Source organism: Rathayibacter sp. AY1A7 (assembly GCF_002930845.1).
Classification (GTDB): domain Bacteria; phylum Actinomycetota; class Actinomycetes; order Actinomycetales; family Microbacteriaceae; genus Rathayibacter.
This window is the reverse complement of the sequence record NZ_PSTL01000003.1, coordinates 34229-59678: the sequence shown is the minus strand read 5'-3', so window position 1 is coordinate 59678 and position 25450 is coordinate 34229. Positions and strand designations below refer to the sequence as shown.

Here is a 25450-nt window from a genome sequence, read left to right as displayed (position 1 = left end):
GCACGCTCCCGCCCTGTACTTCCGTGTGGTGCGGCCCCGAGGAGCCACGGCAAGTGTACCTATGGGCCCCTGGTGTTCCGGGCGGGGCGCGACGCGACGGCCGCGAGGCGCCGGGCCGGAGCGGTGCCCCGGCCCGGCGCGCCACCGCTACTCGGAGGGGGTGGGCGTCGAGGTGGCCTTCGAGGTGGGGGTCGGCGCCGGGGTCGGAGCCGGTTCCTCGACGGTGACGGAGAGGGTGGGCGAGGCCGCCGACTCCGACTCGCCGCAGAGCACGGTGTACGTGACGTCGATCGTGCCCGCCATGGTGCCGGCCTGGATCGTCGCGGTCGTCGAGTTCGACGGGTTGGTGCTCGTCACGCTCGCGCCCTCACCGGTCGCGGTCACCCGGTAACCGCTCACGGAGGTTCCGCTCGGGCACTGGTTGTAGTTGCTCCAGGTGACGTTGAACGTCGCGCCCGCCTCGACGCTGGAGGCGGCGGGGGTGACGGTCGGCACGGCGGTCGGTGCGTCCGGGGTCGCGACCTCGGTGAAGACGGAGACCTCGATGGTCGTGCCCTTCACCACGTTCGCGGTGGGGTTCACGTCCTCGACGAGTCCGACCTGCTCGGCGGTGGGGGCGCTCGGGCCGTCCGCGCGGCGGACGCCCATGCCCAGGGCCTCGAGCTCGGTCTCGACGTCGTCGAAGGAGCGCCCGACGTAGTCGGCCTTGTCGATGACAACCGTGTTCGAGGTCGGCGTCGGCGTGGGACTCGGAGTCTCGGACGGCGTCGGCGACGGGGCCGTGCTGGTCGTCGCGGTGGGGGAGGCGGCCGGGTCGCTGCTCCCGCCGGTCGTCAGGGCGAAGATCGTGCCCGCGATGACGACGGCGAGGATCACGATGAGGGCGATCAGCGGCCAGGTCCAGGGGCTGCGGCGACGCGGCTCCTCGGCCGGCTCGAGCGGCTCCTCGATCGGCACGAACGGAGCGGCGGCCGCGGCCGCGGGCGCGCCGGAGGGGAGCACCGTGGTCGCCTGCGTCGCGCCCTGGTTGGAGGGGAGGACCGTGGTCGCCTGCGTCGCGGGCAGGTCGCTGAGGACCGCGGGGACGGCCAGCGCCGCTCCGCGCACGTCGCCCGAGCGCAGCGCCTGGGCCGCCCGCGCGAGGTGCGCGGCGGTGGCGGGGCGGTCGGCCGGCTTCTTGGCGATGCAGGAGTAGACGAGGTTGCGCACCGGCTCCGCGACCGTGACCGGCAGCTCCGGCGGGGTGTCGTTGATCTGCGCCATCGCGATGGCGACCTGCGACTCGCCCGTGAAGGGGCGGCGCCCGGCCAGGCACTCGTACGCGACGATGCCCAGCGAGTAGATGTCGGTGGCGGGGGAGGCGGGCTGGCCGCTCGCCTGCTCCGGGGACAGGTACTGGACCGTGCCCATGACCTGCCCGGTCGCCGTCAGCGGGACCTGGTCGGCGATGCGCGCGATGCCGAAGTCGGTGATCTTGACGCGGCCGTCCGGCGTGATGAGCAGGTTGCCCGGCTTCACATCGCGGTGCACGAGGCCCGCGGCGTGCGCGGCGTGCAGGGCGAGCGCGGTCTGCGCGACGATGTCGAGGACCTTGTCGGTCGAGAGGACGCGCTCGCGCTCGAGGACGGTCGAGAGCGCCTCGCCGGGGACGAGCTCCATGACCAGGTAGGCCGAGCCGTCCTCCTCGCCGTAGTCGTAGACGTTGGCGATGCCCTCGTGGTTGACCAGCGCCGCGTGGCGGGCCTCGGCGCGGAAGCGCTCGAGGAAGCCGGGGTCGCCGAGGTACTCGTCCTTCAGGATCTTGATCGCGATGGTGCGGCCGATGACCAGATCGGTCGCCTGCCACACCTCTCCCATGCCGCCGATGGCGATCCGGGACTGCAGCTCGTAGCGTCCTCCGAAGGTGAGGCCTGTCGTGGGTCTCATTTGTTCAGCACCGCCTCTAGTACCTGTTGTCCGATGGGTGCGGCGATCAGGTTGCCGTACCCGGTCTGGCCGAGCCCTCCACCGTTCTCCACGAGCACGGTGATGGCGTACTGCGGGTCGTCCGCAGGCGCGAAGCCGGTGAACCAGAGGGTGTACGGGTCGTCCCCGCCGTTCTCGGCGGTGCCGGTCTTACCGGCCACAGTGACGCCCCCTATTGTTGCATTCGTCGCCGCGCCGCCCTGGACGCTGGCGACCATCATCGCCTTGACGGCGTCCGCGGTCTGCGTGCTCACCGCCCGGCCGAGCGACTTCTCCTGGAACTGCTGCAGCACGCTGAGGTCCTGCGAGCGGATCGAGTCGACCAGGTTCGGCTGCATCACCTCGCCGCCGTTCGCGATCGCCGCGGAGACCATGGCGATCTGCAGCGGCGTCGCGCGCACCTCCCACTGCCCGAAGGCGGTGAGGGCCGTCTGGGCGTCGTCCGTCTTCGTCGGGTAGATGCTCGCCTCGACCGACATCGGGATCTCGAGCTCGGTGTCGAAGCCGAACTTCTCGGCCTGCGAGCGGATCGCGTCCGCTCCCAGCTGCACGCCCATCTCGGCCATCGGGACGTTGCAGGAGAGCGAGACGGCGGTGGCCAGCGTGACCGTCTCTCCGGAGCCGCAGAGACCGCCTCCGGAGTTGATCACCTGCGACGAGGAGCCGGGCAGCGTGTACGACTCGACGTTGGGGAAGCTCGAGTCGGCGGTGAAGCGGCCGGACTCGAGGGCGGCCGAGGCCACGACGAGCTTGAAGACGGAGCCGGGCGGGTTGAGCGAGCCGCCGATGGCGCGGTTCACGAGGGGCTCGGAGGAGTCGTCGTTCAGCGCCCGGTAGGCGGCGAGGACGTCGTCGGTGTCGTGGGAGGCCAGCGCGGTGGGGTCGAAGGTGGGCTTCGAGACCATCGCGAGGATGCGGCCGGTGGCCGGCTCGGTCACGACGACGGCCCCCGTGTAGTCGCCGAGCGCGTCGAAGGCGGCCTGCTGGGCGACCGGGTCGATCGAGAGCTCGACCGACGCGCCCTTCGGGTCCTGGCCCGTGACGAGGTTGTTGATCTCGTCGAAGAACTGCGAGTTCGAGGTGCCCGAGAGGTAGTCGTTGAGCGTGCGCTCGATGCCGGTGGTGCCCTGGTTCAGGGTGAAGTAGCCGGTCACGGCGGAGTAGAGCGGGCCGTTCGCGTACTGCCGCTGGAACTTGTAGAGGTCGTCCGACGGCGTCGATGAGGCGATCGGCTGACCGCCGGCGAGGATCGCACCGCGCTCGGTCGAGAAGCTCTCGTAGAGGGTCCGCGTGTTGCGGCCGTCCTCGTCGAGGGAGTCGGCCTGGATCACCTGGATGGTGGTGGTGGAGAGGAAGAGGGCCACGAACATCGTCAGCACGACGAGGCTCACCCGTTTGAGTTCTCGGTTCATCGACGGATCACACCACCAGACGAGGCTGACTGCGGACTGTGTCGGACAGGCGCAGCAGCACCGCCACGATCATCCAGTTCGCCACGAGGGAGGAGCCGCCGGCGGCGAGGAACGGCGTGGTCAGGCCGGTCAGCGGGATGACGCGGGTGACGCCTCCGATGACGATGAAGCACTGCAGGGCGATCACGAACGAGAGGCCGACTCCCAGGAGGCGCCCGAAGTCGTCCTGCCCGGCGAAGCCGATGCGGAACCCGCGCGAGACCAGCAGGAGGTAGAGGCCGAAGATCGCGAAGAGCCCGGCGAGGCCCAGCTCCTCGCCGAGGCTGGCGATGATGTAGTCGGACTGCGGGACCGGCGTGAGATCCGGCATCCCCTGGCCGAGGCCCGTGCCGAGCAGCCCGCCGTGCGCGAGGCCGAAGAGGCCCTGCACGAGCTGGTAGCTGCCGCCCGGATCCGCCCCGTAGCGCTCGGCGCTGAAGGGCTCGAGCCAGTTGGCGAAGCGGTTGCCCACGTAGTCGAGCGTCTGGCTCGCCAGCAGCGCGCCGCCGAGGAACAGGCCGACGCCGATGAGGACCCAGCTGGTGCGGCCGGTCGCGACGTAGAGCATGACCAGGAACAGGCCGAAGTAGAGCAGCGCCGTCCCCAGGTCGCGCTGGAAGACGATGACGCCCATCGTGACCGCCCAGACCACCAGGATCGGGCCGAGGTCGCGCAGGCGCGGGAAGCGCATCCCGAGGACGGTGCGGCCCACCATCGAGAGGGAGTCGCGGTTGCGCACGAGGTAGCCGGCGAAGAAGACCGCGAGGGCGATCTTGGCGATCTCGCCGGGCTGGAAGCTCGCCACGTCGCCGATCCCGATCCACACGCGCGCGCCGCTGACCTCGCGGCCGATGAAGGGCAGGAGCGGCAGCAGGAGCAGCACGATCGCCGCGAACCCGGCGACGTAGGTGTAGCGGAACAGCACGCGGTGGTTGCGGATGACCAGCAGCACCACGATCGCCGCCACGACGGCCAGGGCGCTCCAGAAGATCTGCCGCACCGCCACCGACTCCCAGCCGGTCGCGCCGTCGGCGATGTCGATCCGGTAGATCTCGGCGACCCCCAGTCCGTTCAGCACGGTGGCGATCGGGAGGAGGAAGGGGTCGGCCGCCGGGGCCGCGAAGCGCAGCACGACGTGCACGGCGAGCACGAGCGCCGAGAGGCCGGCGCCCAGCGAGACCAGCGTGGTGTCGATCGAGCCGAGGGCGCCGAGCTGCACGAGCACGATCGCGCCGGCGTCGATGAGGCATGCGCCGATCAGGAGCAGGAGCTCGAGATTGCGCAGCTTCTGGCGGAAGAAGCCCTGCCGCTCGGGGGCGGGGCGGGCGGTGGCCGTGGCGGCGTCCGTCATGGTGCTCCGTTCGCGTCCGTGAGGCGCTCGACGATGTCGACCGCGCCGGCGTAGGAGTCGGCGCTGATCGTCTGCTCCAGCTGCTCGACGTCGTAGGCGCGGAGGGAGTCGAGCGGGATGCCCGTGTCCTCCTTCACCTCCGAGAGCGAGAGCGGGCCGACCGACTGCTGGATGCCCTGGTAGATGATCACGGTGTCCCCGTCGGTGCCGACGTAGAAGCGCGACTGCGTCCAGTCGTAGGCGAAGAGGATCCCGAGGAATCCGATGATGAGCACGAGGGACAGGCCGACGAGCCAGGTGATGCGGCGGCGCAGGTGCCGGCGGCGGTCCTCCTCGATCAGCTCGTCGAGGTAGTCCTCGGACGCGGGCTCGAAGTGGGTGGGGCCCTGCGCGGCGGGAGCCCGGGTGTGCAGGCGGAGGCCGGGGATCCGGACGCGGTTCTGCGAGTCGTCGGTGCTGAAGGGCGTGGGCGCGGCGGCTGATCCGACGACCACCGGCTCCTCCACGGGGGCGAGGATGCGCGCGGTGTCGCCCGCCCCGGGGATGTCGAGGACGACGACGGTGACGTTGTCCGGGGCGCCGTGCGAGAGGCTGTCGCGGATCAGGCGGTCGGCCACCTGCTGCGCGGTCTCGTCGCGGCTGAGCTCCTTGAGGATCTCGTCGTGCGGGACGACGCCGGAGAGGCCGTCGGAGCAGATCAGCCAGCGGTCGTGCGGCTCGGTCTCGAGCGTGAGCGTGTCGATCTCGGGGTTGGTGTGCACATCGCCGAGCACCCGCATCAGGACGGAGCGGCGCGGATGCGTCATCGCCTCCTCCTCCGTGATGCGGCCGGAGTCGACGAGGCGCTGCACGAAGGTGTGGTCGGTCGTGACCTGCTCGAGCCGGCCGTCGCGGAGGACGTAGATGCGGGAGTCGCCGATGTGCGCGATCGCCACCGACTCGCCGACGCGGGCGATCGCGCTGACGGTGGTGCCCATGCCGGTGAGCTCGGGGTGGTCGACCACGGCGTCGGCCAGCAGGGTGTTGGCCGCCAGCAGGGTGCGCTTGAGCTCGTCCTCGGCCTCGTAGGTGGAGGCGTAGACGCGGTCCGCCTCCGCGATGCGCTTGATCGCGATGGAGGAGGCGACGTCGCCGCCCGCGTGACCGCCCATGCCGTCGGCGACGACGAAGAGCTGCCGGCCCGCGTAGCCGGAGTCCTGGTTGTTCGAGCGGATCCTGCCGACGTGCGAGACGGCGGCGCTCTCGCGCACCGCGCCGTGGCCGGAGCCGCTCTCCGGAGTGGGGGCCACGCGCTACGACCGCCGCAGTTCGAAGGTGGTGGTGCCGACCTTCACGGGCGTGTCCAGCGGCACCTTGGTGGGCGCGCCGACACGGCGGCCGTCGAGGAAGGTGCCGTTGGTGGAGTCGAGGTCCTGGATCATCCACTCGTCGTTCCAGAGGAGAAGGCGCGCGTGGTGGGTCGAGGTGTAGTCGTCGCGGATGACCAGCGTCGACTCCGCGGAGCGGCCGATCGTCAGCGGGTCGCCGGTCAGCTCGAGCTCGGTGCCCCGCTTGGGGCCCGAGGTGATCACGAGGCGCTGCGCCGTGTGGACCGTGGCGGTACCTCCCTGCTCGGCGCGCTCGGCGGCGGCCTCGCGGCTCCTCCGGGCCGAGGGGGCCGACGGGGAGGCGGGCTGCGCGGGCGCGGGAGCCGGGGCGGCCGCGGCGACCACGGGCTGGGCCGCCGTCACGAACGGGGCCTCGGGGGACGCGGCCTGCGCGCCGGGCGGCAGCTTGCGCACGCGCTGCCCGAACAGGTCGGAGCGCAGCGCGTAGACGATGCCGAACACGAAGAACCACAGCAGCGCGAGGAACGCGATGCGCAGGAGGAAGAGAGTGAGCTCGCTCATAGCCGGTCGTCCCAGAATCCCTCGGAGCCGCGTCCGGCTGCCCTGCCGGACGACGGGCGGTCGGTGCGTGCGGGCGCGGAGCCCTGCACGACGCGGTAGACGATCGAGGTGCGCCCGATCGTGATGGTCTGCTCGGGGGCCAGGGGCGCCTGCGTGACGGGCCGGCCGTCGAGCTTGGAGCCGTTCGTGGACCCGAGGTCGTGCACCTGGGCGCGGGAGCCGTCCCAGAGGATCTCGACGTGCTTGCGGGACGTGCCCGAGTCGTCGACGGTGATGTCGGCGTCGCTGCCGCGGCCGATGACGGTGCGCGCCTTCGTGATCGGGTGGCGCCGGCCGTCGATGTCGAGGACGGGCGTGTAGGCGACGGTGCCCTTCACGCTGCGGGAGTCGACCTCGACCATGCCGTCGCTGAGCGCCGGATCGACGGCGAGGGAGATGTCGATCGGGCCGGGGAAGCGGAAGCCCTGCTTGGTGGCGTGCTCGGTGGCCACGGTGGTGAGCTCGTCGATCAGGGTGGCGCCGAGGCGCTGCATCCGGTCGAGGTCGGTCGCGGACATCCGCAGGACGAGGCTGTTGGGGACGAGGATGCGGTCGCGGCTGACCACGGCGGCGGTGGTGTCGAGCTCCCGGCGGAGGGCGGAGGCGAGCTCGACCGGCTGCAGACCCGACTTGAAGGTCCGCGCGAACGCGCCGTTGACGACGCGCTCGAGTCCCTTCTCGAAGTTGTCCAGTATGCCCACAGTCTTCCGATCTTCCGGTTCTTCGCCTTCTCGGCGGTCGCGCACGGATCGAGATGTCTGCGCGCCCGTCGCCGCTTCCTCTTCTTGGTCTGCGCCGCGCACGGCTACGGGCATGTTACTGGGATGGTCTGGATGCGCGATCCTCCGCGGTGGTTTCGCGGCCGGAGTGCCGTGTGCGCGCTCTCACCGGGGCGGCCCGGTGGCGGCTCCCGGGGGAGCGACCGCCCGGGCGGCGGGTGCCGGTTCGGCTCGGAGGCCGGGGGATGCTACAATTTCTCGTCGGTGCTTCGGTGCCGCTGGTGAGCGCGAGTGGCGGAATAGGCAGACGCGCACGGTTCAGGTCCGTGTGCCCGAAAGGGCGTGGGGGTTCAACTCCCCCCTCGCGCACCAGAGTTCATGAGAACCGAAGTTCGTGAGAACCGGGTTCGAGAGAACCAGAGGAGAAGCCCCCGATCGGATGTCCGGTCGGGGGCTTCTCCCGTTCCCGGGTGCGGTGCGCCGCGGGGCGGGCTCCTGTCGTGTCGTTCTCGCGGACGGCGTCCCGCGGAGGCGCGGTGTTCACCGGGAGGTCGGCGGAAGGTCGTCCGGCGCGGGCACGCTCGCGTAGTGATCGCCCTCCGTGCCGACGTGTCCGCCCTCGATCCGCGGGCGCTGCCCGAGCTGCTCCGACGCCTCCGCCGGCACCGGAGCGTGCAGGTGGGGGAGTGCCAGTGGATCGCGGTGCTGCCCGGATCGGGCCCGGTGCTGCTGACGTCGGGCGACCGGCTCGTGCTCGACCTGCTGATCGAGCGGCGCGCGCTGCTCCCCGTGGTGATCGACGCGCTCGAGGCGGAGCTGCGCAGCGGCGGCTTCCGCGAGCGGATCGCGCTGAGCTGGAGCACGCCGGACACGGTGCCCGTGCCGCTGCGCTGACGAGCGGCGGTCAGCGGCGGGTGAGCTCCACGACGGGGATGGTGCGGGTGGTGCGCTTCTCGTAGTCGAGGAAGCCGGCGGAGGTGGTCGTGAAGCGGGCCCAGCCGGCGTCGCGCTCCTCCCCGGCGAGGACGCGCGCCCGGACGTCGACGGTGCCGTCGTCGGGGGTCTCGATCGCCAGGTCCGGGTGGGCGATCGTGTTGTGGAACCAGGCGGGGTGCTTCGGCGCACCGGCGGCGGACGCGGCGAGCAGCCAGACGTCGTCGGAGGGGTGCAGCGCCATCAGCGGAGTCACGCGCTCCTCACCGGAGCGGGCGCCGCGATGGTGCACCAGCACGAGGCTCCTCCCGAAGCCGCCCGTGGTCACGGTCCCGCCGTTCGCGCGGAACTCCTCGATGATCGTGTCGTTCCAGTCGGCCATGCTCGTCCTCCTCGACGCGGTGCCGGCACTCGAGTGCCGGGGTCAGGCCCGGGCGCCCAGAGCGTCCTCGCGGCTGCTGCTCCCACCCGGCGGCTGTGCGCCCCCGGTGACGGCGGCGGGATCCGCCAGCGCCCGCCGCCAGGGTAGCTCCGCGGCGCCGACGAGTTCCAGCCTCGAGCGCAGGGCCGCGCGCTCGATCCGCACGCCGCGCGCGAGGTCGCTCAGGGCCCGGGCCGAGACTCGGGCGGCGAGGCGCTCGCGGTCGACGGTGAGCAGCGAGCCGAGGAAGCCGCCCAGCACGACCGCGGTGGGGTTGAAGAGGTTGATGTAGGTGGACAGGCCCTCCGAGAGCAGGTCGACCTGGCGGGCGACCTCGCCGAGGACGGCGGGGTCGCGGGAGGTGCCCAGGGCGATGTCGAGCTCGTCCTGGTCGAGGACGCGGGCGCCGAGCACGTCGAGGAGGGAGCGCATCCGGACCTCGGCCTCGAGGCAGCCGCGCCGGCCGCAGCCGCAGAGGCGGCCGTTCGTGGCGACGAGGGTGTGGCCCAGCTCGGCCGCGAACCCCGAGGAGCCCTGGAGCGGGACGCCGCCGATGATGACCCCTCCGCCGATGCCGCCCGCGCCGCCGGTGACGTAGACCACGTCGGCCACGCCGTGCGCGGCTCCGAAGAGGGACTCGCCGATGGCGCCGAGGGTCGCGTCGTTGCCGACGGCGACCGGGAGGTCGAGGGCGCGGCTCAACTGGGTGGCGAGGTCGACGTCGCGCCAGCCCAGGTGCGGGGCGCGGTGGACGAAGCCGGAGTCGGCCTGGACGAGGCCGGGGACGGCGACGCCCGCGCCGACCAGCGTGCGCAGCGACTCCCGCTCGGAGCGGAAGCCCTCGACGATGCCGGTGACGACGCGGACCACCGTGGCCGGGCTCGCGGGCTTGGGGGTGTCGAAGCGGACGCGGCGGAGCAGCTCGCCGTGCAGCCCGACGAGGCCGACGATGATCGCGTCGGTGTCGAGGTGGACGCCCACGGCCGCGAACCGGTCGCCGGGGACGACGGTGGCGCTGGGGCGGCCGATGCGGCCGTCGGGCGCGGTGGTCTCCTCCGCCACCCAGCCGAGCTCGCTCAGCTCGCCGACGAGGTTCGCGACGGCGGAGCGGTTCAGCCCGGTGAGGCGGCCGAGCTCGGCGCGGCTGGTGGGACCGGAGCGGTGCACCAGGGTCGCGAGGCTCGCGAGGTTCGTGCGGCGCAGCAGCGCGTTGCTGGAGGCTCCGACTGCTCCTGCCATGATCGCCTGCCTGTCGCTGGACCCCGACGGGTCTCGGATGCACTCGGGCGCGGCTCCCCCGAGGAGAAGCCGCGCCCGAGAACTGTAGAAGAGAAGGACGAGGAGCGCCGCTGGGCGGCGCCCGGCGTTCGCCTAGCGGCCGCCGGCGCGGCGCTTGTTGAAGATGTCGAACGCCACCGCGAGCAGGAGCACGAAGCCCTTGATCGCCATCTGCCAGGCCGCGTCGACCGAGAGGATGGACAGGCCCATGTTGAGCACTCCCATCACGAGTCCGCCGATGACGGCTCCGACGACGGTGCCCACGCCTCCCTGGACGGCGGCGCCGCCGATGAAGACCGCGGCGATCGCGTCCAGCTCGTAGTTCTGTCCGGCCGAGGCGACCGCACCGCCGGCGCGGGCGGTGCTGACGATGCCCGCGACTCCGGCCAGTGCGCCCATGTTGACGAAGATGAAGAAGTTGACCCACTTCGTCTTGACGCCGGACATCATCGCGGCGAACAGGTTGCCGCCCATCGCGTAGATGTGGCGGCCGAAGACCGTCCGGCCGAGCACGAAGCTGTAGGCGAGGATCAGCACGGCGAGCACGATCAGGATGATCGGGGTTCCGCTGTAGCCGGCGAGCAGCCAGGAGAGGGCCATGATCGCGATGACGGCGATGGCCGACTTCGCGACCAGCGAGCCGATGGGCTCGCGGGGCAGCTCGAGGCGGCGGAGGGTCGCGCGGCTGCGGAGCTGCTGGGCCACGAGGACGACGCAGACGATCAGGCCGAGGACCAGGGTGAGCGCGTCGCGCCCGGCGATGCCGCCGAGGACGCCCGGCAGCCAGCCGGCGCCGATCGCGGTGAACTCGGTGGGGAGGCCGTTGATCGTTCCGCCGGTGAGGAGGACGAGGGTGAAGCCGCGGAAGATCAGCATGCCAGCGAGGGTCACGATGAACGCCGGTATGCCGACGAAGGCGACCCAGAAGCCCTGCCATGCTCCGACGGCGGCGCCGGTGACCAGGGCGACGACGACGGCCGCCCACCAGGGCAGGCCCCAGTTGTTCATCGCGATCGCCGAGATGGCGCCGACCATCGCCACGACCGAGCCGACCGAGAGGTCGATGTGGCCGGCGATGATGACCATCACCATGCCGATCGCGAGGATCAGCACGTAGGCGTTCTGCTGGATCAGGTTGTTGACGTTGCCGGGCAGGAGCAGGCGCCCGCCGGTCAGCACCTGGAAGAGCAGGATGATGATGGCCAGCGCGGCGAGGATGCCGTACTGCCGGAGGTTGATGTTCAGCCGGCGCGAGCGCTTGGGCGGGGTGGAGGGCGTGTTGGCGGGCGTGTCCGCCGGCGCTGTGGTGGTCGTGGCGCTCATCGGGCCTGTTCCTTTCCGGCGGTCATGTAGTGCATGAGGTGCTCCTGGGTGGCGTCGGCGCGATCGATCTCGCCCGTGATCCGTCCCTCGGAGATGGTGTAGATGCGGTCGGCGAGGCCGATCAGCTCGGGCAGCTCGGACGAGATGACGACGACCGCCTTGCCCTGGGCCGCGAGCTCGTTGATGATCCCGTAGATCTCGTACTTGGCTCCCACGTCGATGCCGCGGGTGGGCTCGTCGAGGATCAGCACGTCGGGACCGGAGAAGATCCACTTCGAGAGGACGACCTTCTGCTGGTTGCCGCCGGAGAGCTTCCCCGTGACGGCCGAGACGGTCGGCGCCTTGATGTTCATCTTCGATCGGTACGAGTCGGCGACCTTGTACTCGCGGTGCTTGTCGATCACGCCGAGCCGGGCCAGGCGCGAGAGCGCGGCGGCCGAGACGTTGACGGTGATGTCGCCGATGAGGTTGAGCCCGTAGCGCTTGCGGTCCTCGGTCGCGTAGGCGAGGCCGTTGCGGATCGCCTCGTCGACGGTGCGGGTCTGGATCTCCTTGCCGTCCTTGTAGACGCGGCCGGAGATGCCGGTGCCGTAGCTCCTCCCGAAGATGCTCATCGCGAGCTCGGTGCGTCCGGCACCCATCAGGCCCGCGAAGCCGACGATCTCGCCGGCGCGGACGGTGAAGGAGGCGTCGTCGACGACCACGCGGTTGATGTCGACCGGGTGGTGGACCGTCCAGTTCTCGACGCGCAGCTTCTCCTCGCCGATCTGCGGGTCGCGCGGCGGGAACATGCTGTTGAGGTCGCGTCCGACCATCGCGCGGATGATCCGGCTCTCGGACGCCTCCTCGCCGGCCATCGGGAAGCTCTCGATGGTGCGGCCGTCGCGGATGATCGTGACGGTGTCCGCGATGGCGCGGATCTCCTTCAGCTTGTGGCTGATGATGATGCAGGTGATGCCCTGCTTGCGGAGCTGGTCGATCAGGCCGAGCAGGTGGTCGCTGTCCTCGTCGTTGAGGGCGGCGGTGGGCTCGTCGAGGATGAGGAGCTTCACCTCCTTGGCGAGGGCCTTGGCGATCTCGACGAGCTGCTGCTTGCCGACGCCGAGCTCGAGGATCTTGGTCGCGGGGCTCTCGGCGAGGCCGACGCGGGCGAGCAGCTTGGCCGCCTCCGCGTTGGTCGCGTTCCAGTTGATGACGCCGCGGGTCGACTTCTCGTTGCCGAGGAAGATGTTCTCGGCGATGGAGAGGTAGGGGCTGAGGGCGAGCTCCTGGTGGATGATCACGATGCCGTCGGCCTCGCTGTCGTTGATCGACCGGTACTGCGCCTCCTCGCCCTCGAACTCGATGGTGCCCTCGAAGCTGCCGTACGGGTACACGCCGGAGAGGACTTTCATCAGGGTCGACTTGCCGGCGCCGTTCTCGCCGCAGATGGCGTGGACCTCGCCGGGCTGGACCGAGAGCGAGACGCCGTCGAGGGCGCGGACGCCGCCGCCGAACTCCTTGACGATGTCGCGCATGATGAGGATGGGACTGGCCAACAGGGCCTCACTTCGTTGGGGGGGAGTGGTGTGCGGACGGGGAGGCGGGGGCGGGGAGGATCGCTCCTCCCCGCCCCCGCCCGACGGATCAGAGTCCGACGTCGCCGGCCTTGAGGAAGCCGGAGTCGACGAGGACCGACTGGACGTCGTCCTTCGTGACGACCTGCGGCTCCAGCAGGTAGGACGGGACGACCTTCTCGCCGTTGTCGTAGGTCTCGGTGTCGTTGACCTCGGGCTCCTCGCCCGCGACGATCGACTGCACCATCTGGAAGACGCGGTCGCCGAGGGTGCGGGTGTCCTTCCAGACCGTCATGGACTGCTCGTCGGCGAGGATCGCCTTGACGTTGGCCTTGTCGGCGTCCTGGCCGGTGATGACCGGGTAGTCGGCGCCGGGGGTGTAGCCGGCCGACTTCAGCGAGGCCTCGATGCCGATGGCCAGGCTGTCGTTGGGGGAGAGCACGACGTCGACCTTCTGGCCTCCGGTGTAGAACGACGAGAGGCGGTTGTCCATCTCGGACTGCGCCTTGTCGGAGGCCCAGCCCTGGATGCCGATCGAGGCCCAGTCGTCGTCCGACGCGGGCGACTTGCCCGAGGGGACGGTGAGCTTGCCGCTCTCGATGTAGGGCTGCAGGACGTCCCACGCGCCGGAGAAGAAGAACTTCGCGTTGTTGTCGTCGGGGCTGCCGGCGAAGGGCTCGAGGGTGAAGGGGCCCGCGGCGTTCTTCAGGTCGAGGGTCGACTCGATGTACTGGCCCTGGAGCTGGCCGACCTTGTAGTTGTCGAAGGTCGCGTAGTAGTCGACGTCCGCGGTGCCGTTGATGAGACGGTCGTAGGCGATGACGGTGGCGTTCTGCTTCTTCGCCTCGGCGAGGACGGGCGCGAGCGCCTCGCCGTCGATCGCGGCGATGACCAGGATCTTGGAGCCGCCGGCGATCTGGTTCTGGATCTGCGAGATCTGCTGATCGGTCTTGTTGTCGGCGTACTGGAGGTCGACGGTGCAGCCGTCGCCCTCGAGCTGCGACTGGAGGCCTTCGCCGTCGTTGATCCAGCGCTCGAGGCTGCGCGTGGGCATCGAGATGCCGACGGTGCAGTCGCCTTCCGCGCCGGCGCCGGCAGCGGCGCCTCCGGAGTTGGCGGGGCTCGCGGAACAGGCCGCGAGGCCGAGGGAGATGATGCCGGCGGCGGCCAGCGTGGTGATGCCGCGGGAGAACTTCATGGAGTGCATTCCTCTCTGAAAGCAGTGTCCGAGGGAGAGGACGACAAGAGGCGTGCACGTGTGGCGCACGTCGTCGTGTCGTCGCCCGGGAGGGCGGGAGAGCCCCGAGGGGCTTTGTCCACGGAGAGAACATATTCCTTCGATCGGGGGGAGTAAAGCGCGGGCGGCGAATTTGTCCAGGCGATGCCGAAATGTGATCTTCGGGACGTCGACCCCCGCCGTTGCTGGGAGAGAACGCTCTCACCGCTCGGCTCCCGCCCGGCTCCCGCCCGGCTCGCGCCCCTCCGCCGGGCGCCCGCCGCCGTCCGCGTGAGGGAAACGCGAGGACTCCGGGCCGGGCCGTAGGGGAACCGTGAGGACCGCTCCGAGGGGCCCCCGCGAGGTGTTGCATCGCTTCCTGTGCCGCTTCCCGGCAGGCGTCCGGTCCCGGGCGTCGTCCGCTCCCCGGATGGAGTCCTCCGTGCTCGACCTCGCCTACCTCCTCGGCGTGCTCGCCCTCTTCTCGCTCATCGCTCTCGCCGCGAAGGGGGTCGAGCGGCTGGGCGGACCGCCCCCCTCGGCGACCCGCGGGACCCGCGAGAAGGAGGCGGGCCGGTGATCGTCTTCGACGCCCTCGCGGCCGTGCTGGCGCTCGCCGCCGTCGTCTACCTCGTCGCGGCCCTGATCCGACCGGAGCGCTTCTGATGGATCCGCTCCTCGCCGTCCTCCAGGTCGCGACCGTCGGCCTGGCCGTCGCCCTCCTCCACCGCCCCCTCGGCGACCACATGTTCCGCGTCTACACCTCGACGCGCGACCTCGCCCTCGAGCGCGGCGTCTACCGCCTCATCGGCGTCGACTCCGCGGGCGAGCAGAGCTGGCGCGCCTACCTCCGGGCCGTGCTGGCCTTCTCGCTCGTCGGCGTGCTCCTGCTCTACGGGATGCAGCGCCTCCAGGCGGTCCTGCCCGGCTCCCTCGGGCTGCCCGCGGTGCCGGAGGGGCTGGCGTTCAACACCGCCGTCTCGTTCGTCACCAACACCAACTGGCAGTCCTACTCCCCGGAGGCGACCCTCGGCTTCGCGGTGCAGCTCGGCGGCCTCGCCGTGCAGAACTTCGTCTCGGCGGCCGTGGGCCTGGCCGTGGCGGTGGCGCTGATCCGCGGATTCGCGCGCCGCTCCTCCGGAACGCTCGGCAACTTCTGGGTCGACCTCGTGCGCGGCACGCTGCGCCTCCTGCTGCCCCTCGCGGTGGTGGCGGCGGTCGTGATGATCGCGGGCGGCGTGATCCAGAACCTGAACGGCCCGCTGACGGTGACCACGCTCACCGGCGGCGAGCAGAGCATCCCGGGCGGCGCGGTGGCCTCGCAGGAGGCGATCAAGCTGCTCGGCACCAACGGCGGCGGCTACTTCAACGCCAACTCCGCGCATCCGTTCGAGAACCCCTCGGCGTGGGTGTCGCTGCTGCAGATCGTGCTGATCCTCGCGATCCCGTTCTCGCTGCCGCGCACCTTCGGCCGGATGGTCGGCGACGTGCGGCAGGGCCGCGCGATCCTCGCGGCGATGGCGACGATCTTCGTCGTGTCGCTCGCGGCCCTCACCGCGCTGGAGGCGGCGGGCGGAGGATCCGCGGCGCAGGCCGCCGGAGCCGCGATGGAGGGCAAGGAGACGCGCTTCGGCATCGCCGGCTCCGCCCTCTACGCGACCGCCTCGACGCTCACCTCGACCGGCGCCGTCAACGCGATGCACGACTCCTTCACCGCGCTCGGCGGCATGCTGCCGATGCTCAACATGATGCTCGGCGAGGTCGCCCCCGGCGGCGTCGGCTCGGGCCTCTACGGGATGCTCGTGCTCGCGGTGCTGGCCGTGTTCGTCGGCGGGCTGCTGGTCGGCCGGACGCCCGAGTACCTGGGCAAGAAGCTCGGCCCGCGCGAGATCAAGCTCGCGAGCCTCTACATCCTCGTGACGCCGACGCTCGTGCTGGCCGGCACGGCCCTGAGCTTCGCGATCCCGGCGGTGCGGGTGGACGTGGAGAGCACGTCGATCCTGAACCCCGGGCTGCACGGGCTCTCGGAGGTGCTCTACGCCTTCACCTCCGCGTCCAACAACAACGGCTCGGCGTTCGCGGGGCTGACGGCGAACACGCCCTGGCTCAACACGGCGCTCGGCGTCGCGATGCTCCTCGGCCGCTTCCTCCCGATCCTGCTGGTGCTCGCCCTGGCCGGCTCGCTCGCGGCGCAGTCGCCGGTGCCCTCCAGCGCCGGCACGCTGCCCACCCACCGGCCGCAGTTCGTCGGCCTCCTCGTGGGCGTCACGGTCGTCGTGACCGCGCTCACCTACTTCCCCGTACTCGCGCTGGGCCCCCTGGCGGAAGGACTGCGACTCCGATGACCACTGCACTGACCGAGGCCCCCGCGGAACCCGCGCGCCCCACCCGCGCCTCCCTCGGGCCGCGCCAGCTCGCCGCCGCCCTCCCCGGAGCGCTGCGCAAGCTCGATCCGCGCCTGATGTGGCGCAACCCCGTGATGTTCATCGTCGAGGTCGGCGCCGTGCTGACCACGGTGCTGGCGATCGCCGAGCCGTTCCTCGGGGGGCCGGAGGAGTCGGGCGGATCGACGGTGCCCGTCACCTTCACGGGCGGCATCGCGATCTGGCTCTGGCTCACCGTGGTGTTCGCGAACCTCGCGGAGTCGGTGGCCGAGGGCCGCGGCAAGGCCCAGGCCGAGAGCCTGCGCGCCACCCGCACCAGCACTCCGGCCCGGCGCGTGACGGACTACGACCCAGGGGAACCCTCCGCCCTGTCGGCCCGCCTGGTCGAGGTCTCCTCGGCCGAGCTGCAGCTGGGCGACGTGGTCGTGGCGGAGGCGGGCGACCTCGTCCCCGGCGACGGCGACATCGTCTGGGGCATCGCCTCCATCGACGAGTCGGCGATCACGGGCGAGTCGGCACCGGTCGTCCGCGAGAGCGGGGGCGACCGCAGCGCGGTGACGGGCGGCACGCGAGTGCTCTCGGACCGGATCGTGGTGCGCATCACCTCGCGGCCGGGCGAGACCTTCGTCGACCGGATGATCGGCCTGGTCGAGGGCGCGTCGCGGCAGAAGACGCCGAACGAGATCGCGCTCGACATCCTCCTGGCGAGCCTCTCGATCGTGTTCGTCGTGGTCGTGCTGACCCTGAACCCGATCGCCTCGTTCGCGGGAGCCTCCGTGAGCGTCCCGGTGCTGGTCGCGCTGCTCGTCTGCCTCATCCCGACCACCATCGGCGCCCTCCTCTCGGCCATCGGCATCGCCGGCATGGACCGGCTCGTGCAGCGCAACGTGCTCGCGATGTCCGGCCGGGCCGTGGAGGCGGCGGGCGACGTCACGACGCTCCTGCTCGACAAGACGGGGACGATCACCTACGGCAACCGCCGCGCGGTGGCGTTCCTCCCCCTCGACGGAGTGGCGCAGGCCGCCCTCGTCGACGCAGCCGCCTCCTCCTCGCTCAGCGACCCGACGCCCGAGGGGAAGTCGATCGTCGACCTCGCGGGCGACTCGGGCCGCCCCGCCGTCGAGCCCGCTCAGGCCGCCGTGGTGCCGTTCACCGCGCAGACCCGGATGAGCGGGCTCGACCTCCCCGACGGCTCCTCCATCCGCAAGGGCGCCGGCTCGGCCGTGCGCGCCTGGGTGGAGGAGGAGGGGCCGCTGCCGTCCGCGGTCGCGGCGCGCCTCACGGTGCTCGTCGACGGCGTCTCGGAGAGCGGCGGCACGCCCCTGGTCGTCGCGGTGAAGGACGCCCACGGCGCCCGGCTGCTCGGCGTCGTGCACCTGAAGGACGTGGTGAAGGACGGGCTCGCCGAGCGCTTCTCGGAGCTGCGCGCGATGGGCATCCGCACCGTGATGATCACGGGCGACAACCCGCTGACCGCGAAGGCGATCGCGGCGGAGGCGGGAGTCGACGACTACCTCGCCGAGGCGACCCCCGAGGACAAGCTCGCCCTGATCCGGCGCGAGCAGGAGGGCGGCGCGCTGGTCGCGATGACCGGCGACGGCACCAACGACGCCCCGGCCCTCGCGCAGGCCGACGTGGGCGTGGCGATGAACACCGGCACCTCGGCGGCGAAGGAGGCGGGCAACATGGTCGACCTCGACTCCGACCCCACCAAGCTCATCGACATCGTGCGGATCGGCAAGCAGCTGCTGATCACCCGCGGCGCGCTCACCACGTTCTCGACCGCGAACGACGTGGCGAAGTACTTTGCGATCATCCCGGCGATGTTCGCGGGGGTCTTCCCCGGGCTCGCGGTGCTGAACGTGATGCAGCTGCACTCGCCGGCCTCGGCGATCCTCTCGGCGATCGTGTTCAACGCGCTGGTGATCGTCGTGCTGATCCCGCTCGCGCTGCGGGGAGTGGCGTACCGCCCGGTCGCCGCCTCGCGCATCCTCAGCCGCAACCTCCTGGTCTACGGGCTGGGCGGAGTGATCGCTCCGTTCCTCGGGATCAAGCTCGTCGACCTGATCGTCGCCGCGATCCCCGGCTTCTGACCCGCCCGTCCCGACCACCGAAGACAGAGAGAAGAGACCATGTTCCGTCCCTACGGTGTCGCGCTGCGCGCGATGATCGTGCTCACCGTGCTGCTGGGAGCGGCGTACCCGCTCGCCGTGCTCGGGATCGGGCAGCTCGCCCTGCCCGCCCAGGCGAACGGCTCGCTGCTGCGCCAGGACGGCGCGGTGATCGGCTCGTCGCTGATCGGCCAGTCGTTCACGGACGCCGACGGAGCGCCCCTGCCGGAGTGGTTCCAGTCGCGTCCCTCCGCCGCGGGCTACGACGCTGCGGCCTCGACCGGCAGCAACCTCGGCCCCGAGAACGCCGACCTGGTCGCGTCCGTCGAGGAGCGCCGGGCCGCGATCGCGGCCTTCGAGGGCGTCGACCCGGCCGCGGTTCCGGCCGATGCGCTGACCGCCTCCGCCTCGGGGCTCGACCCCGCGATCAGCCCCGCCTACGCGCAGCTGCAGGCGCCCCGCGTCGCCGCCGCCCGCGGGCTCGACGTGAGCGCCGTGCGCGCGCTGGTCGACGAGCACACCGCGGGCCGCGAGCTCGGGTACCTCGGCGAGCCGACGGTGGACGTGCTCGAGCTCAACGCCGCTCTCGCGCGGCTGTGACCGCTCCGGTGGCGCCTCCGGCTCGTAGAATCGCGATCGGCTCGTCGGGACCGTCCGATCGAGCGGATCGACGCCGGTCCCGCGAGCCCGGGACGCCCCGGAGCCGCGAGCACGAGGGGAGGCCGGGAGCATGACGAAGGGCCGCCTGCGCGTGCTCCTCGGAGCCGCGCCCGGAGTGGGCAAGACCTACACGATGCTCGAGGAGGGCCGCCGGCTCGCCGCCGAGGGCCGCGACGTCGTGGTGGCCGTGGTCGAGACGCACGGCCGCTCCGCCACCGCCGCGATGGTCGAGGGGCTGGAGGTCGTGCCGAGGAGGGCCGTCGAGCACCGCGGTGTGCTGCTCGACGAGATGGACCTCGACGCGGTGCTCGCCCGCCGGCCCGACGTCGCGCTGGTCGACGAGCTCGCGCACACCAACGCCCCCGGCTCCCGGCACGAGAAGCGCTGGGAGGACGTCAGGACGCTCCTCGACGCCGGCATCACCGTCTTCTCGACCGTGAACATCCAGCACATCGAGTCGCTCAACGACGTCGTGCACGCGATCACCGGAGCGCCGCAGCGCGAGACGATCCCGGACGCGGTCCTCCGCGCCGCCGACCAGATCGAGGTCGTCGACCTGGCGCCCCAGGCGCTGCGCGACCGCCTCGCCGACGGCCGGGTCTACCCGCCCGAGCGCATCGACGCGGCGCTGTCCAACTACTTCCGGCTCGGCAACCTGACCGCCCTGCGCGAGCTCGCGCTGCTCTGGCTCGCCGACGAGGTCGACAGCGCGCTGCGCGACTACCGCGTCGAGCACGGCATCGACAGCACCTGGGAGGCGCGCGAGCGCGTGGTCGTGACCCTCACCGGCGGGCCGGAGGGGGAGACCCTGCTGCGGCGCGGCGCGCGGATCGCGGCCCGCGCCTCCGGGGGCGACCTGCTCGCCGTGCACGTGGTGACCCCCGACGGCCTCCGCACTCCCCGGCCGCACGTGCTCGAGGCGCAGCGGGTGCTGGTCGAGAAGCTCGGCGGCAGCTACCACCAGGTGGTCGGCGAGGACGTGCCGCGCACGCTGGTCGAGTTCGCCCGCTCGGTGAACGCGACGCAGCTGGTGATCGGCGTGAGCAGGCGGGGCCGTCTCGCCTCGGCGCTGACGCCCGGCACGGCGTCGACGGTGATCCGCGAGTCCGGCAACATCGACGTGCACATCGTCAGCCACTCCGCCGCCGGGCGCACCGCGGTGCTGCCGAGGCTCGACGGCGCCCTGACGCTGCGGCGCCGCCTCCTGGGACTGGCACTCGCCCTCGTGGGCGGCCCGCTGGTGACCTGGCTGCTCTCGAGCCTCCGCAGCGACGAGTCGATCACGAGCGACGTGCTCTCGTACCAGCTGCTGGTGGTGGTGGTCGCGCTGGTCGGCGGGCTCTGGCCGGCCCTCTTCGCGGCCGTGCTCTCGGGGCTGACCCTCGACTTCTTCTTCGTCGATCCGCTCTACACGATCACCGTCGACGAGCCTCTGCACGCGCTGGCGCTGGTGCTCTACGTGCTCAACGCGGCGCTCGTCAGCGCCGTGGTCGACCGCGCGGCCCGGCGGGCGCGGGCCGCCAAGCGGTCGGGGGCGGAGTCGGAGCTGCTGGCGACGATCGCCGGTGGCGTGATCCGCGGGCAGGGGGCGCTGCAGGCGATCCTCGAGCGCTCGCGCGAGGCGTTCGGGCTGACCGGCGTGCGGCTGCTGCGCGGCGGCGAGCTCGTCGCGGCCGACGGCGAGCCGCAGCCGGAGGGCGATCCCGCACGCATCGCGGTGGGCGAGGGCGCGGTGCTCGAGCTGCACGGCCGCGAGCTGGAGGGGAGTGAGCGGCGACTGCTCCAGGTCGTCGCCGCCCAGCTGGACTCGGTGCTCGAGAACGCGGCTCTCAGCGAGACGGCCAGCTCCCTCGCTCCGCTGGCCGAGACCGACCGGGTGCGCAGCGCCCTGCTCTCGGCCGTCAGCCACGACCTGCGCCGGCCCCTCGCCGCGGCCACCGCGGCCGTCAGCGGACTGCGCTCGCCCGAGGTGGTCTGGAGCGAGCGCGACCGGGAGGAGCTGCTCGCCACCGCCGACGAGAGCCTCACCGTGCTCGCCGCGCTGGTCACCGACCTGCTCGACGTGACGCGGCTGGAGGCGGGGGCGCTCGCGGTGGCGCTCGCTCCGCTCGACGCCGCCGACGTGGTGCTCCCCGCGCTCGACGAGCTCGGTCTCGGTCCCGGCGAGGTCGACCTCGACCTCGATCCCGAGGGCCCGGCGCTGCTCGCCGACGCGGTGCTGCTGCAGCGCGTCGTGGTCAACCTGCTCGCGAACGCCGTCCGCTACGCGCCGTCCGGCACCCGGGTGCGCGTGGCCGCCAGCGCCTTCGGCGGGAGCGCGCAGCTGCGGATCGTCGACCACGGCCCCGGGGTGCCCGAGGAGCGCCGCGCCGAGATCTTCGTGCCGTTCCAGCGACTCGGCGACGACGACAACCTGACGGGCCTGGGCCTCGGCCTCGCGCTCTCGAAGGGGTTCACGGAGGGGATGGGCGGCACGCTCGAGACGGAGGACACTCCGGGGGGCGGGCTGACGATGGTGGTGACGCTGCCGCTGGCGAAGGAGACTGCTGCCGCTGCTCCTGCGGCTCACGTCGCTCCTGCCGCTCCGCACGACGGCGGGTCGGGCGCCGCCCCGCACGAGGACTCCGGAGGAGCCGCATGAAGATCCTGATCGCCGACGACGACCCGCAGATCCTGCGCGCCCTGCGCATCACGCTCACCGCCCGCGGATACGACGTGGTGACGGCCGGCGACGGCACCGAGGCGATCAACCGCGCGGTGGACGAGCATCCGGACCTCTACATGATCGACCTCGGCATGCCCCGGCTCGACGGGGTCGAGGTCATCCACGGACTGCGCGGCTGGACGAGCGCGCCGATCCTGGTGGTGTCGGGGCGGACGGGCGCGGCCGACAAGGTGGGCGCGCTCGACGCCGGCGCGGACGACTACGTCACCAAGCCGTTCTCGATGGACGAGGTGCTCGCGCGCATCCGAGCCCTCTCTCGGCGGGTGCAGCCGGCCGACGGCGAGCCGCTGGTCGTGATCGGCGAGGTCACCGTGGACCTGGTGGCCAAGAGCGCGACGCGGGACGGCGTCTCCGTGCGGCTGACTCCGACGGAGTGGCAGGTGCTCGAGATCCTCATCCGCAACGCCGGCAAGCTGGTCACCCGTCGCTCGCTGCTGGCCGAGATCTGGGGCCCCGCGCACGTCACCGACACCGGCTACCTGCGCCTCTACCTCGCGCAGCTGCGCAAGAAGCTCGAGCCCGACCCCGCGCATCCGCGGCACCTGCTGACCGAGGCCGGCATGGGCTACCGCTTCGTGCCCTGACCGGCCTCTGCTCAGCGGGGGAACCCCGGACCGTCGAGGGGGCCCGCTGGCCGTGGCTCCCTCGACGGGCCGGGATCGCCGGGCAGGTCACCAGTCGTGGACGGTGCCGTCGGCGAGGCGGTTGAAGGGCAGGTACGCGCGCACGTAGGGGTACTTCCCGGCGGCGTCGACGTCGAGCTCCACGCCCAGACCGGGGGCGTCGCCCGGGTGCAGCCGTCCCTCGCTCCAGGTGAACGACTGCTGGAAGACGCTGTCGGTCCGCTCGCCGTGCTTCATGTACTCCTGGATCCCGAAGTTGTGGATCGCCAGGCCCAGGTGCATCGCGGCCGCCATTCCCACCGGGGAGACGTCGGTGGGTCCGTGCATCCCGGACTTGATCTGGTACTGCGCGGCGTGGTCGAGGATCCTCCGGAGGTGGGAGACGCCTCCGGTGTGCGTGACCGCGCTCCGGATGTAGTCGATCAGCTGCTCGCGGATGAGGAGCTGGTAGTCCCAGACGGTGTTGAAGACCTCGCCGATCGCCAGGGGCGTGGTGGTGTGCTGCCGGACGAGGCGGAGGGCCTCCTGGTTCTCGGCGGGCGTGCAGTCCTCGAGCCAGAAGAGGTCGTACGGCTCGAGGGACTTGCCGAGGGCCGCGGCCTGGATCGGCGTCATCCGGTGGTGGCCGTCGTGGAGGAGGGGGAGCCCCGGCCCGAACTCGTTGCGGACGGCCTCGAAGACGCGGGGGACGTGGCGCAGGTAGGCGCGGGTGTCCCAGTCCTCCTCGGTCGGCAGGCCGCCGCGCTGCGCCGGCTCGTGGTCGTAGCGCACGCCGGCGTTGCCCTCGAGGACGGCGTTGGAGGCTATGCCGTAGATCGAGGTCAGTCCCGGCACCGCGGTCTGCACGCGGATCGCGCGGTACCCCTGCTCCTGGTGCTCGCGGATGCTGTCGAACAGCTCCGCGTCCGTCCGCCCGGACGCGTGGCCGTAGGCGAGCAGGCCGGTGCGGGATGCGCCTCCGAGCAGCTGGTAGAGCGGCATGCCCGCGGCCTTGCCCTTGATGTCCCAGAGGGCGGTGTCGACCGCCGCGATCGCCGCCATCGTGACCGGCCCGCGGCGCCAGTAGGACGACCGGTAGAGGAACTGCCAGGTGTCCTCGATGCGCGAGGCGTCGCGGCCGAGGAGCAGCGGCACGACGTGGTCGGCGAGATAGGAGACCACGGCGAGCTCGCGGCCGTTGAGGGTCGCGTCGCCGAGGCCGGTCAGCCCGTCGTCGGTCGTGAGCTTGAGGGTGACGAAGTTGCGGTCGGGACTGGTGACGACGACCTCGGCCTTGTCGATCTTCATGGGATGCCTTTCGTGGTGGGGGATCGGGTCAGGGGTTCCGGCCGGGAGCGCGGTCCATCGAGAACGCGGCGGTCGAGAGGCCGGGCGCCACGGGCGCGGCCTGACCCGTGCTCTCGCGGCGCTCGGCGATCTCGGCGACGATCTGCGCGTGCCGGCGGTCGGTCAGCGGGTAGAACGCCATGATCAGCACCGCGAGCAGGGCCGCGACGGCCGGGATGAGGCCGGCGGCGGCGCGGATGCCCCACTCGGCGTGCTCGCTCTGCTCCGCGGCGCCGGCCACGTAGCCGCCCCAGGCCAGCGCGTACGCGGCGAGGGCGCCTCCGACCGCCTGGCCGGTCTTGCGGGTGAAGGAGAACAGGGCGTAGATCGTGCCCTCGGAGCGGATGCCGGTCTTCCACTCCCCGTACTCGACGGTGTCGGCCTCGATCGCCCAGACGAGCATGTTGACGAGCTGGATGCCGACGTAGGCGAGGACCAGTCCGCCGAAGCCGACCGCCACCGCGTCGCCCGGGGCGAGGAAGACGACCGTTCCGCCGCTGATCAGGACCCCGACTCCGGCCATGTAGGCGTTGCGCTTGCCGAACCGCCGCACGATCGTCGGGACGAGGGCGGCCAGTCCGAAGGTCAGGGCGAGCTGGATCAGCGACATCGCGGCGTAGAGCTGGACCGATCCGAGCACGTCGCGCAGGTAGTAGAGCTGCACGGTCTGGAGCGCGAGCGTCCCGGTGAGGAACAGGAACGAGCTGAGGCAGAGGAAGAGCAGCGGCCGGTTGGAGCGGAGGGTCGTCATGCTCTGACGGAACGTGACGTGCGCGACGTCGCGCTGGACGCGCTCCTTCGCGGTCAGGATCGTGAAGAGGTAGAGCGCGGAGCCGACGACGACGAAGCTCAGCGTGACGATCGAGAAGAGCGACTGCAGATCGGCGCCGGGGACGACCAGCGGGGCCATGAAGGTGCCGAGCCCGGCCCCCACGATCGCGCCGCCGATGGCGCGGGCGCTGGCGAGCTTCGCGCGCTCGGTGCCGACCTGCGTCATCGCTCCGGCGAGCGAGCCGTAGGGGATGTTGACGAGGCTGTAGGCGAGGCCGAGCGCGGCATAGCTCAGGTAGGCGTAGAGCAGGGTTCCGCTCTCGCCGATCTGCGGGACGGAGAAGGTCGCGGCCGAGAGCAGCAGGAGCGGGACCGACCCGAACATCAGGAAGGGCCGGAACTTGCCGAAGCGCCTGCTGTAGGTGCGGTCCACGACCCGGCCGGCGAAGACGTCGGCGAACGCGTCGAAGATCCGCACGACGAGCAGCAGCGTGCCCGCCGCGGCCGCGGAGATCCCGGCGACGTCGGTGTAGTAGACGAGCAGGAACATCGTGGCGGTGGTGAAGGCGAGGTTGTTCGCCGTGTCGCCGGCGCCGTAGCCCACGATGCTCAGCTTCGAGAGCTTCTCAGCGGCGGGCGCTCCGGGCGCGGTGGTGCGGGGGATCATGCGGGCTCCTTTACCCGGGCGCGGACCCGTCGGGGATCCGCG

The 25450-nt window shown here is 71.8% G+C and carries 21 protein-coding genes and 1 tRNA gene; 9 read left to right on the top strand and 13 right to left on the bottom strand.

What is annotated here, in order from left to right:
• Positions 1–147 precede the first annotated feature (147 nt).
• The 6 genes from C5B95_RS03940 to C5B95_RS03915 are packed head-to-tail and all read right to left on the bottom strand — an operon-like array spanning position 148 to position 7396.
• Positions 148–1926: a protein kinase gene (locus tag C5B95_RS03940; protein ID WP_104348531.1), complete on the bottom strand. Its 1779-nt coding sequence runs from the start codon at positions 1924–1926 to the stop codon at positions 148–150.
• The gene (locus C5B95_RS03935; RefSeq protein WP_104266570.1) at positions 1923–3377 is read right to left on the bottom strand and encodes a penicillin-binding protein 2; all 1455 of its coding nucleotides are present in this window, start codon (positions 3375–3377) and stop codon (positions 1923–1925) included. The genes C5B95_RS03940 and C5B95_RS03935 overlap by 4 nt, the downstream gene beginning before the upstream one ends.
• A gap of 7 nt (positions 3378–3384) precedes the next feature.
• Entirely contained in the window at positions 3385–4767 is a 1383-nt protein-coding gene (locus C5B95_RS03930) for an FtsW/RodA/SpoVE family cell cycle protein (RefSeq protein WP_104225777.1), read from the bottom strand.
• Positions 4764–6056: a Stp1/IreP family PP2C-type Ser/Thr phosphatase gene (locus C5B95_RS03925; protein ID WP_244229533.1), complete on the bottom strand. Its 1293-nt coding sequence runs from the start codon at positions 6054–6056 to the stop codon at positions 4764–4766. Before C5B95_RS03925 ends, C5B95_RS03930 begins: the two co-directional genes overlap by 4 nt.
• 3 nt (positions 6057–6059) lie before the next feature.
• The gene (locus tag C5B95_RS03920) at positions 6060–6656 is read right to left on the bottom strand and encodes an FHA domain-containing protein (protein WP_104233000.1); all 597 of its coding nucleotides are present in this window, start codon (positions 6654–6656) and stop codon (positions 6060–6062) included.
• A complete protein-coding gene (locus tag C5B95_RS03915) occupies positions 6653–7396 on the bottom strand; it encodes a DUF3662 and FHA domain-containing protein (protein WP_104222658.1) in 744 nt (247 codons plus the stop codon). The genes C5B95_RS03920 and C5B95_RS03915 overlap by 4 nt, the downstream gene beginning before the upstream one ends.
• Positions 7397–7699: 303 nt before the next feature.
• Between C5B95_RS03915 and C5B95_RS03910 the strand changes: the two genes are divergently transcribed.
• Both C5B95_RS03910 and C5B95_RS03905 read left to right on the top strand, forming a co-directional pair.
• Positions 7700–7786 (top strand) — tRNA-Leu (locus C5B95_RS03910).
• Positions 7787–8002: 216 nt separating this feature from the next.
• On the top strand, positions 8003–8308 hold the full coding sequence (locus tag C5B95_RS03905) for a hypothetical protein (RefSeq protein ID WP_104348530.1): 306 nt from the start codon (positions 8003–8005) through the stop codon (positions 8306–8308).
• 10 nt (positions 8309–8318) lie between these two features.
• Here the strand turns inward: C5B95_RS03905 and C5B95_RS03900 are convergent, their stop codons facing one another.
• The 5 genes from C5B95_RS03900 to chvE all read right to left on the bottom strand — a co-directional run bounded on the left by C5B95_RS03900 (position 8319) and on the right by chvE (position 14123).
• A complete protein-coding gene (locus C5B95_RS03900; RefSeq protein WP_104348529.1) occupies positions 8319–8729 on the bottom strand; it encodes a nitroreductase/quinone reductase family protein in 411 nt (136 codons plus the stop codon).
• A 42-nt stretch (positions 8730–8771) separates the two neighbouring features.
• On the bottom strand, positions 8772–10007 hold the full coding sequence (locus C5B95_RS03895; RefSeq protein WP_104222655.1) for an ROK family transcriptional regulator: 1236 nt from the start codon (positions 10005–10007) through the stop codon (positions 8772–8774).
• Between the two features lie 132 nt (positions 10008–10139).
• On the bottom strand, positions 10140–11369 hold the full coding sequence (gene mmsB, locus C5B95_RS03890) for a multiple monosaccharide ABC transporter permease (protein WP_104222654.1): 1230 nt from the start codon (positions 11367–11369) through the stop codon (positions 10140–10142).
• Entirely contained in the window at positions 11366–12886 is a 1521-nt protein-coding gene (gene mmsA / locus C5B95_RS03885; protein WP_104255654.1) for a multiple monosaccharide ABC transporter ATP-binding protein, read from the bottom strand. Before mmsA ends, mmsB begins: the two co-directional genes overlap by 4 nt.
• 109 nt (positions 12887–12995) lie before the next feature.
• Positions 12996–14123 carry a multiple monosaccharide ABC transporter substrate-binding protein gene (gene chvE, locus C5B95_RS03880; RefSeq protein WP_374952918.1) on the bottom strand — a complete coding sequence of 376 codons (1128 nt, stop codon included), beginning with the start codon at positions 14121–14123 and terminating at the stop codon, positions 12996–12998.
• A gap of 448 nt (positions 14124–14571) precedes the next feature.
• Here chvE and C5B95_RS17375 point away from each other — a divergent pair, with 448 nt between their 5' ends.
• The 7 genes from C5B95_RS17375 to C5B95_RS03850 all read left to right on the top strand — a co-directional run bounded on the left by C5B95_RS17375 (position 14572) and on the right by C5B95_RS03850 (position 22605).
• Positions 14572–14721 carry a hypothetical protein gene (locus C5B95_RS17375; protein WP_167299012.1) on the top strand — a complete coding sequence of 50 codons (150 nt, stop codon included), beginning with the start codon at positions 14572–14574 and terminating at the stop codon, positions 14719–14721.
• Positions 14718–14807, top strand: a complete 90-nt coding sequence (gene kdpF, locus C5B95_RS03875) for a K(+)-transporting ATPase subunit F (RefSeq protein ID WP_068209492.1) — start codon at positions 14718–14720, stop codon at positions 14805–14807. The genes C5B95_RS17375 and kdpF overlap by 4 nt, the downstream gene beginning before the upstream one ends.
• Entirely contained in the window at positions 14807–16486 is a 1680-nt protein-coding gene (gene kdpA, locus C5B95_RS03870; protein WP_104348528.1) for a potassium-transporting ATPase subunit KdpA, read from the top strand. The genes kdpF and kdpA overlap by 1 nt, the downstream gene beginning before the upstream one ends.
• On the top strand, positions 16483–18618 hold the full coding sequence (gene kdpB, locus C5B95_RS03865; protein WP_104348527.1) for a potassium-transporting ATPase subunit KdpB: 2136 nt from the start codon (positions 16483–16485) through the stop codon (positions 18616–18618). Before kdpA ends, kdpB begins: the two co-directional genes overlap by 4 nt.
• A 39-nt stretch (positions 18619–18657) precedes the next feature.
• On the top strand, positions 18658–19236 hold the full coding sequence (gene kdpC, locus C5B95_RS03860; protein ID WP_104222649.1) for a K(+)-transporting ATPase subunit C: 579 nt from the start codon (positions 18658–18660) through the stop codon (positions 19234–19236).
• Positions 19237–19366: 130 nt separating this feature from the next.
• Positions 19367–21937 carry an ATP-binding protein gene (locus tag C5B95_RS03855; protein ID WP_104348526.1) on the top strand — a complete coding sequence of 857 codons (2571 nt, stop codon included), beginning with the start codon at positions 19367–19369 and terminating at the stop codon, positions 21935–21937.
• On the top strand, positions 21934–22605 hold the full coding sequence (locus C5B95_RS03850; protein WP_104222647.1) for a response regulator: 672 nt from the start codon (positions 21934–21936) through the stop codon (positions 22603–22605). The genes C5B95_RS03855 and C5B95_RS03850 overlap by 4 nt, the downstream gene beginning before the upstream one ends.
• Before the next feature lie 87 nt (positions 22606–22692).
• On the opposite strand, the gene manD is transcribed toward C5B95_RS03850, so the two are convergent.
• Positions 22693–23931: a D-mannonate dehydratase ManD gene (gene manD / locus C5B95_RS03845; RefSeq protein WP_104222646.1), complete on the bottom strand. Its 1239-nt coding sequence runs from the start codon at positions 23929–23931 to the stop codon at positions 22693–22695.
• A 28-nt stretch (positions 23932–23959) separates the two neighbouring features.
• Positions 23960–25408, bottom strand: a complete 1449-nt coding sequence (gene uidB / locus C5B95_RS03840) for a glucuronide transporter (RefSeq protein WP_104348525.1) — start codon at positions 25406–25408, stop codon at positions 23960–23962.
• Positions 25409–25450: the final 42 nt, after the last annotated feature.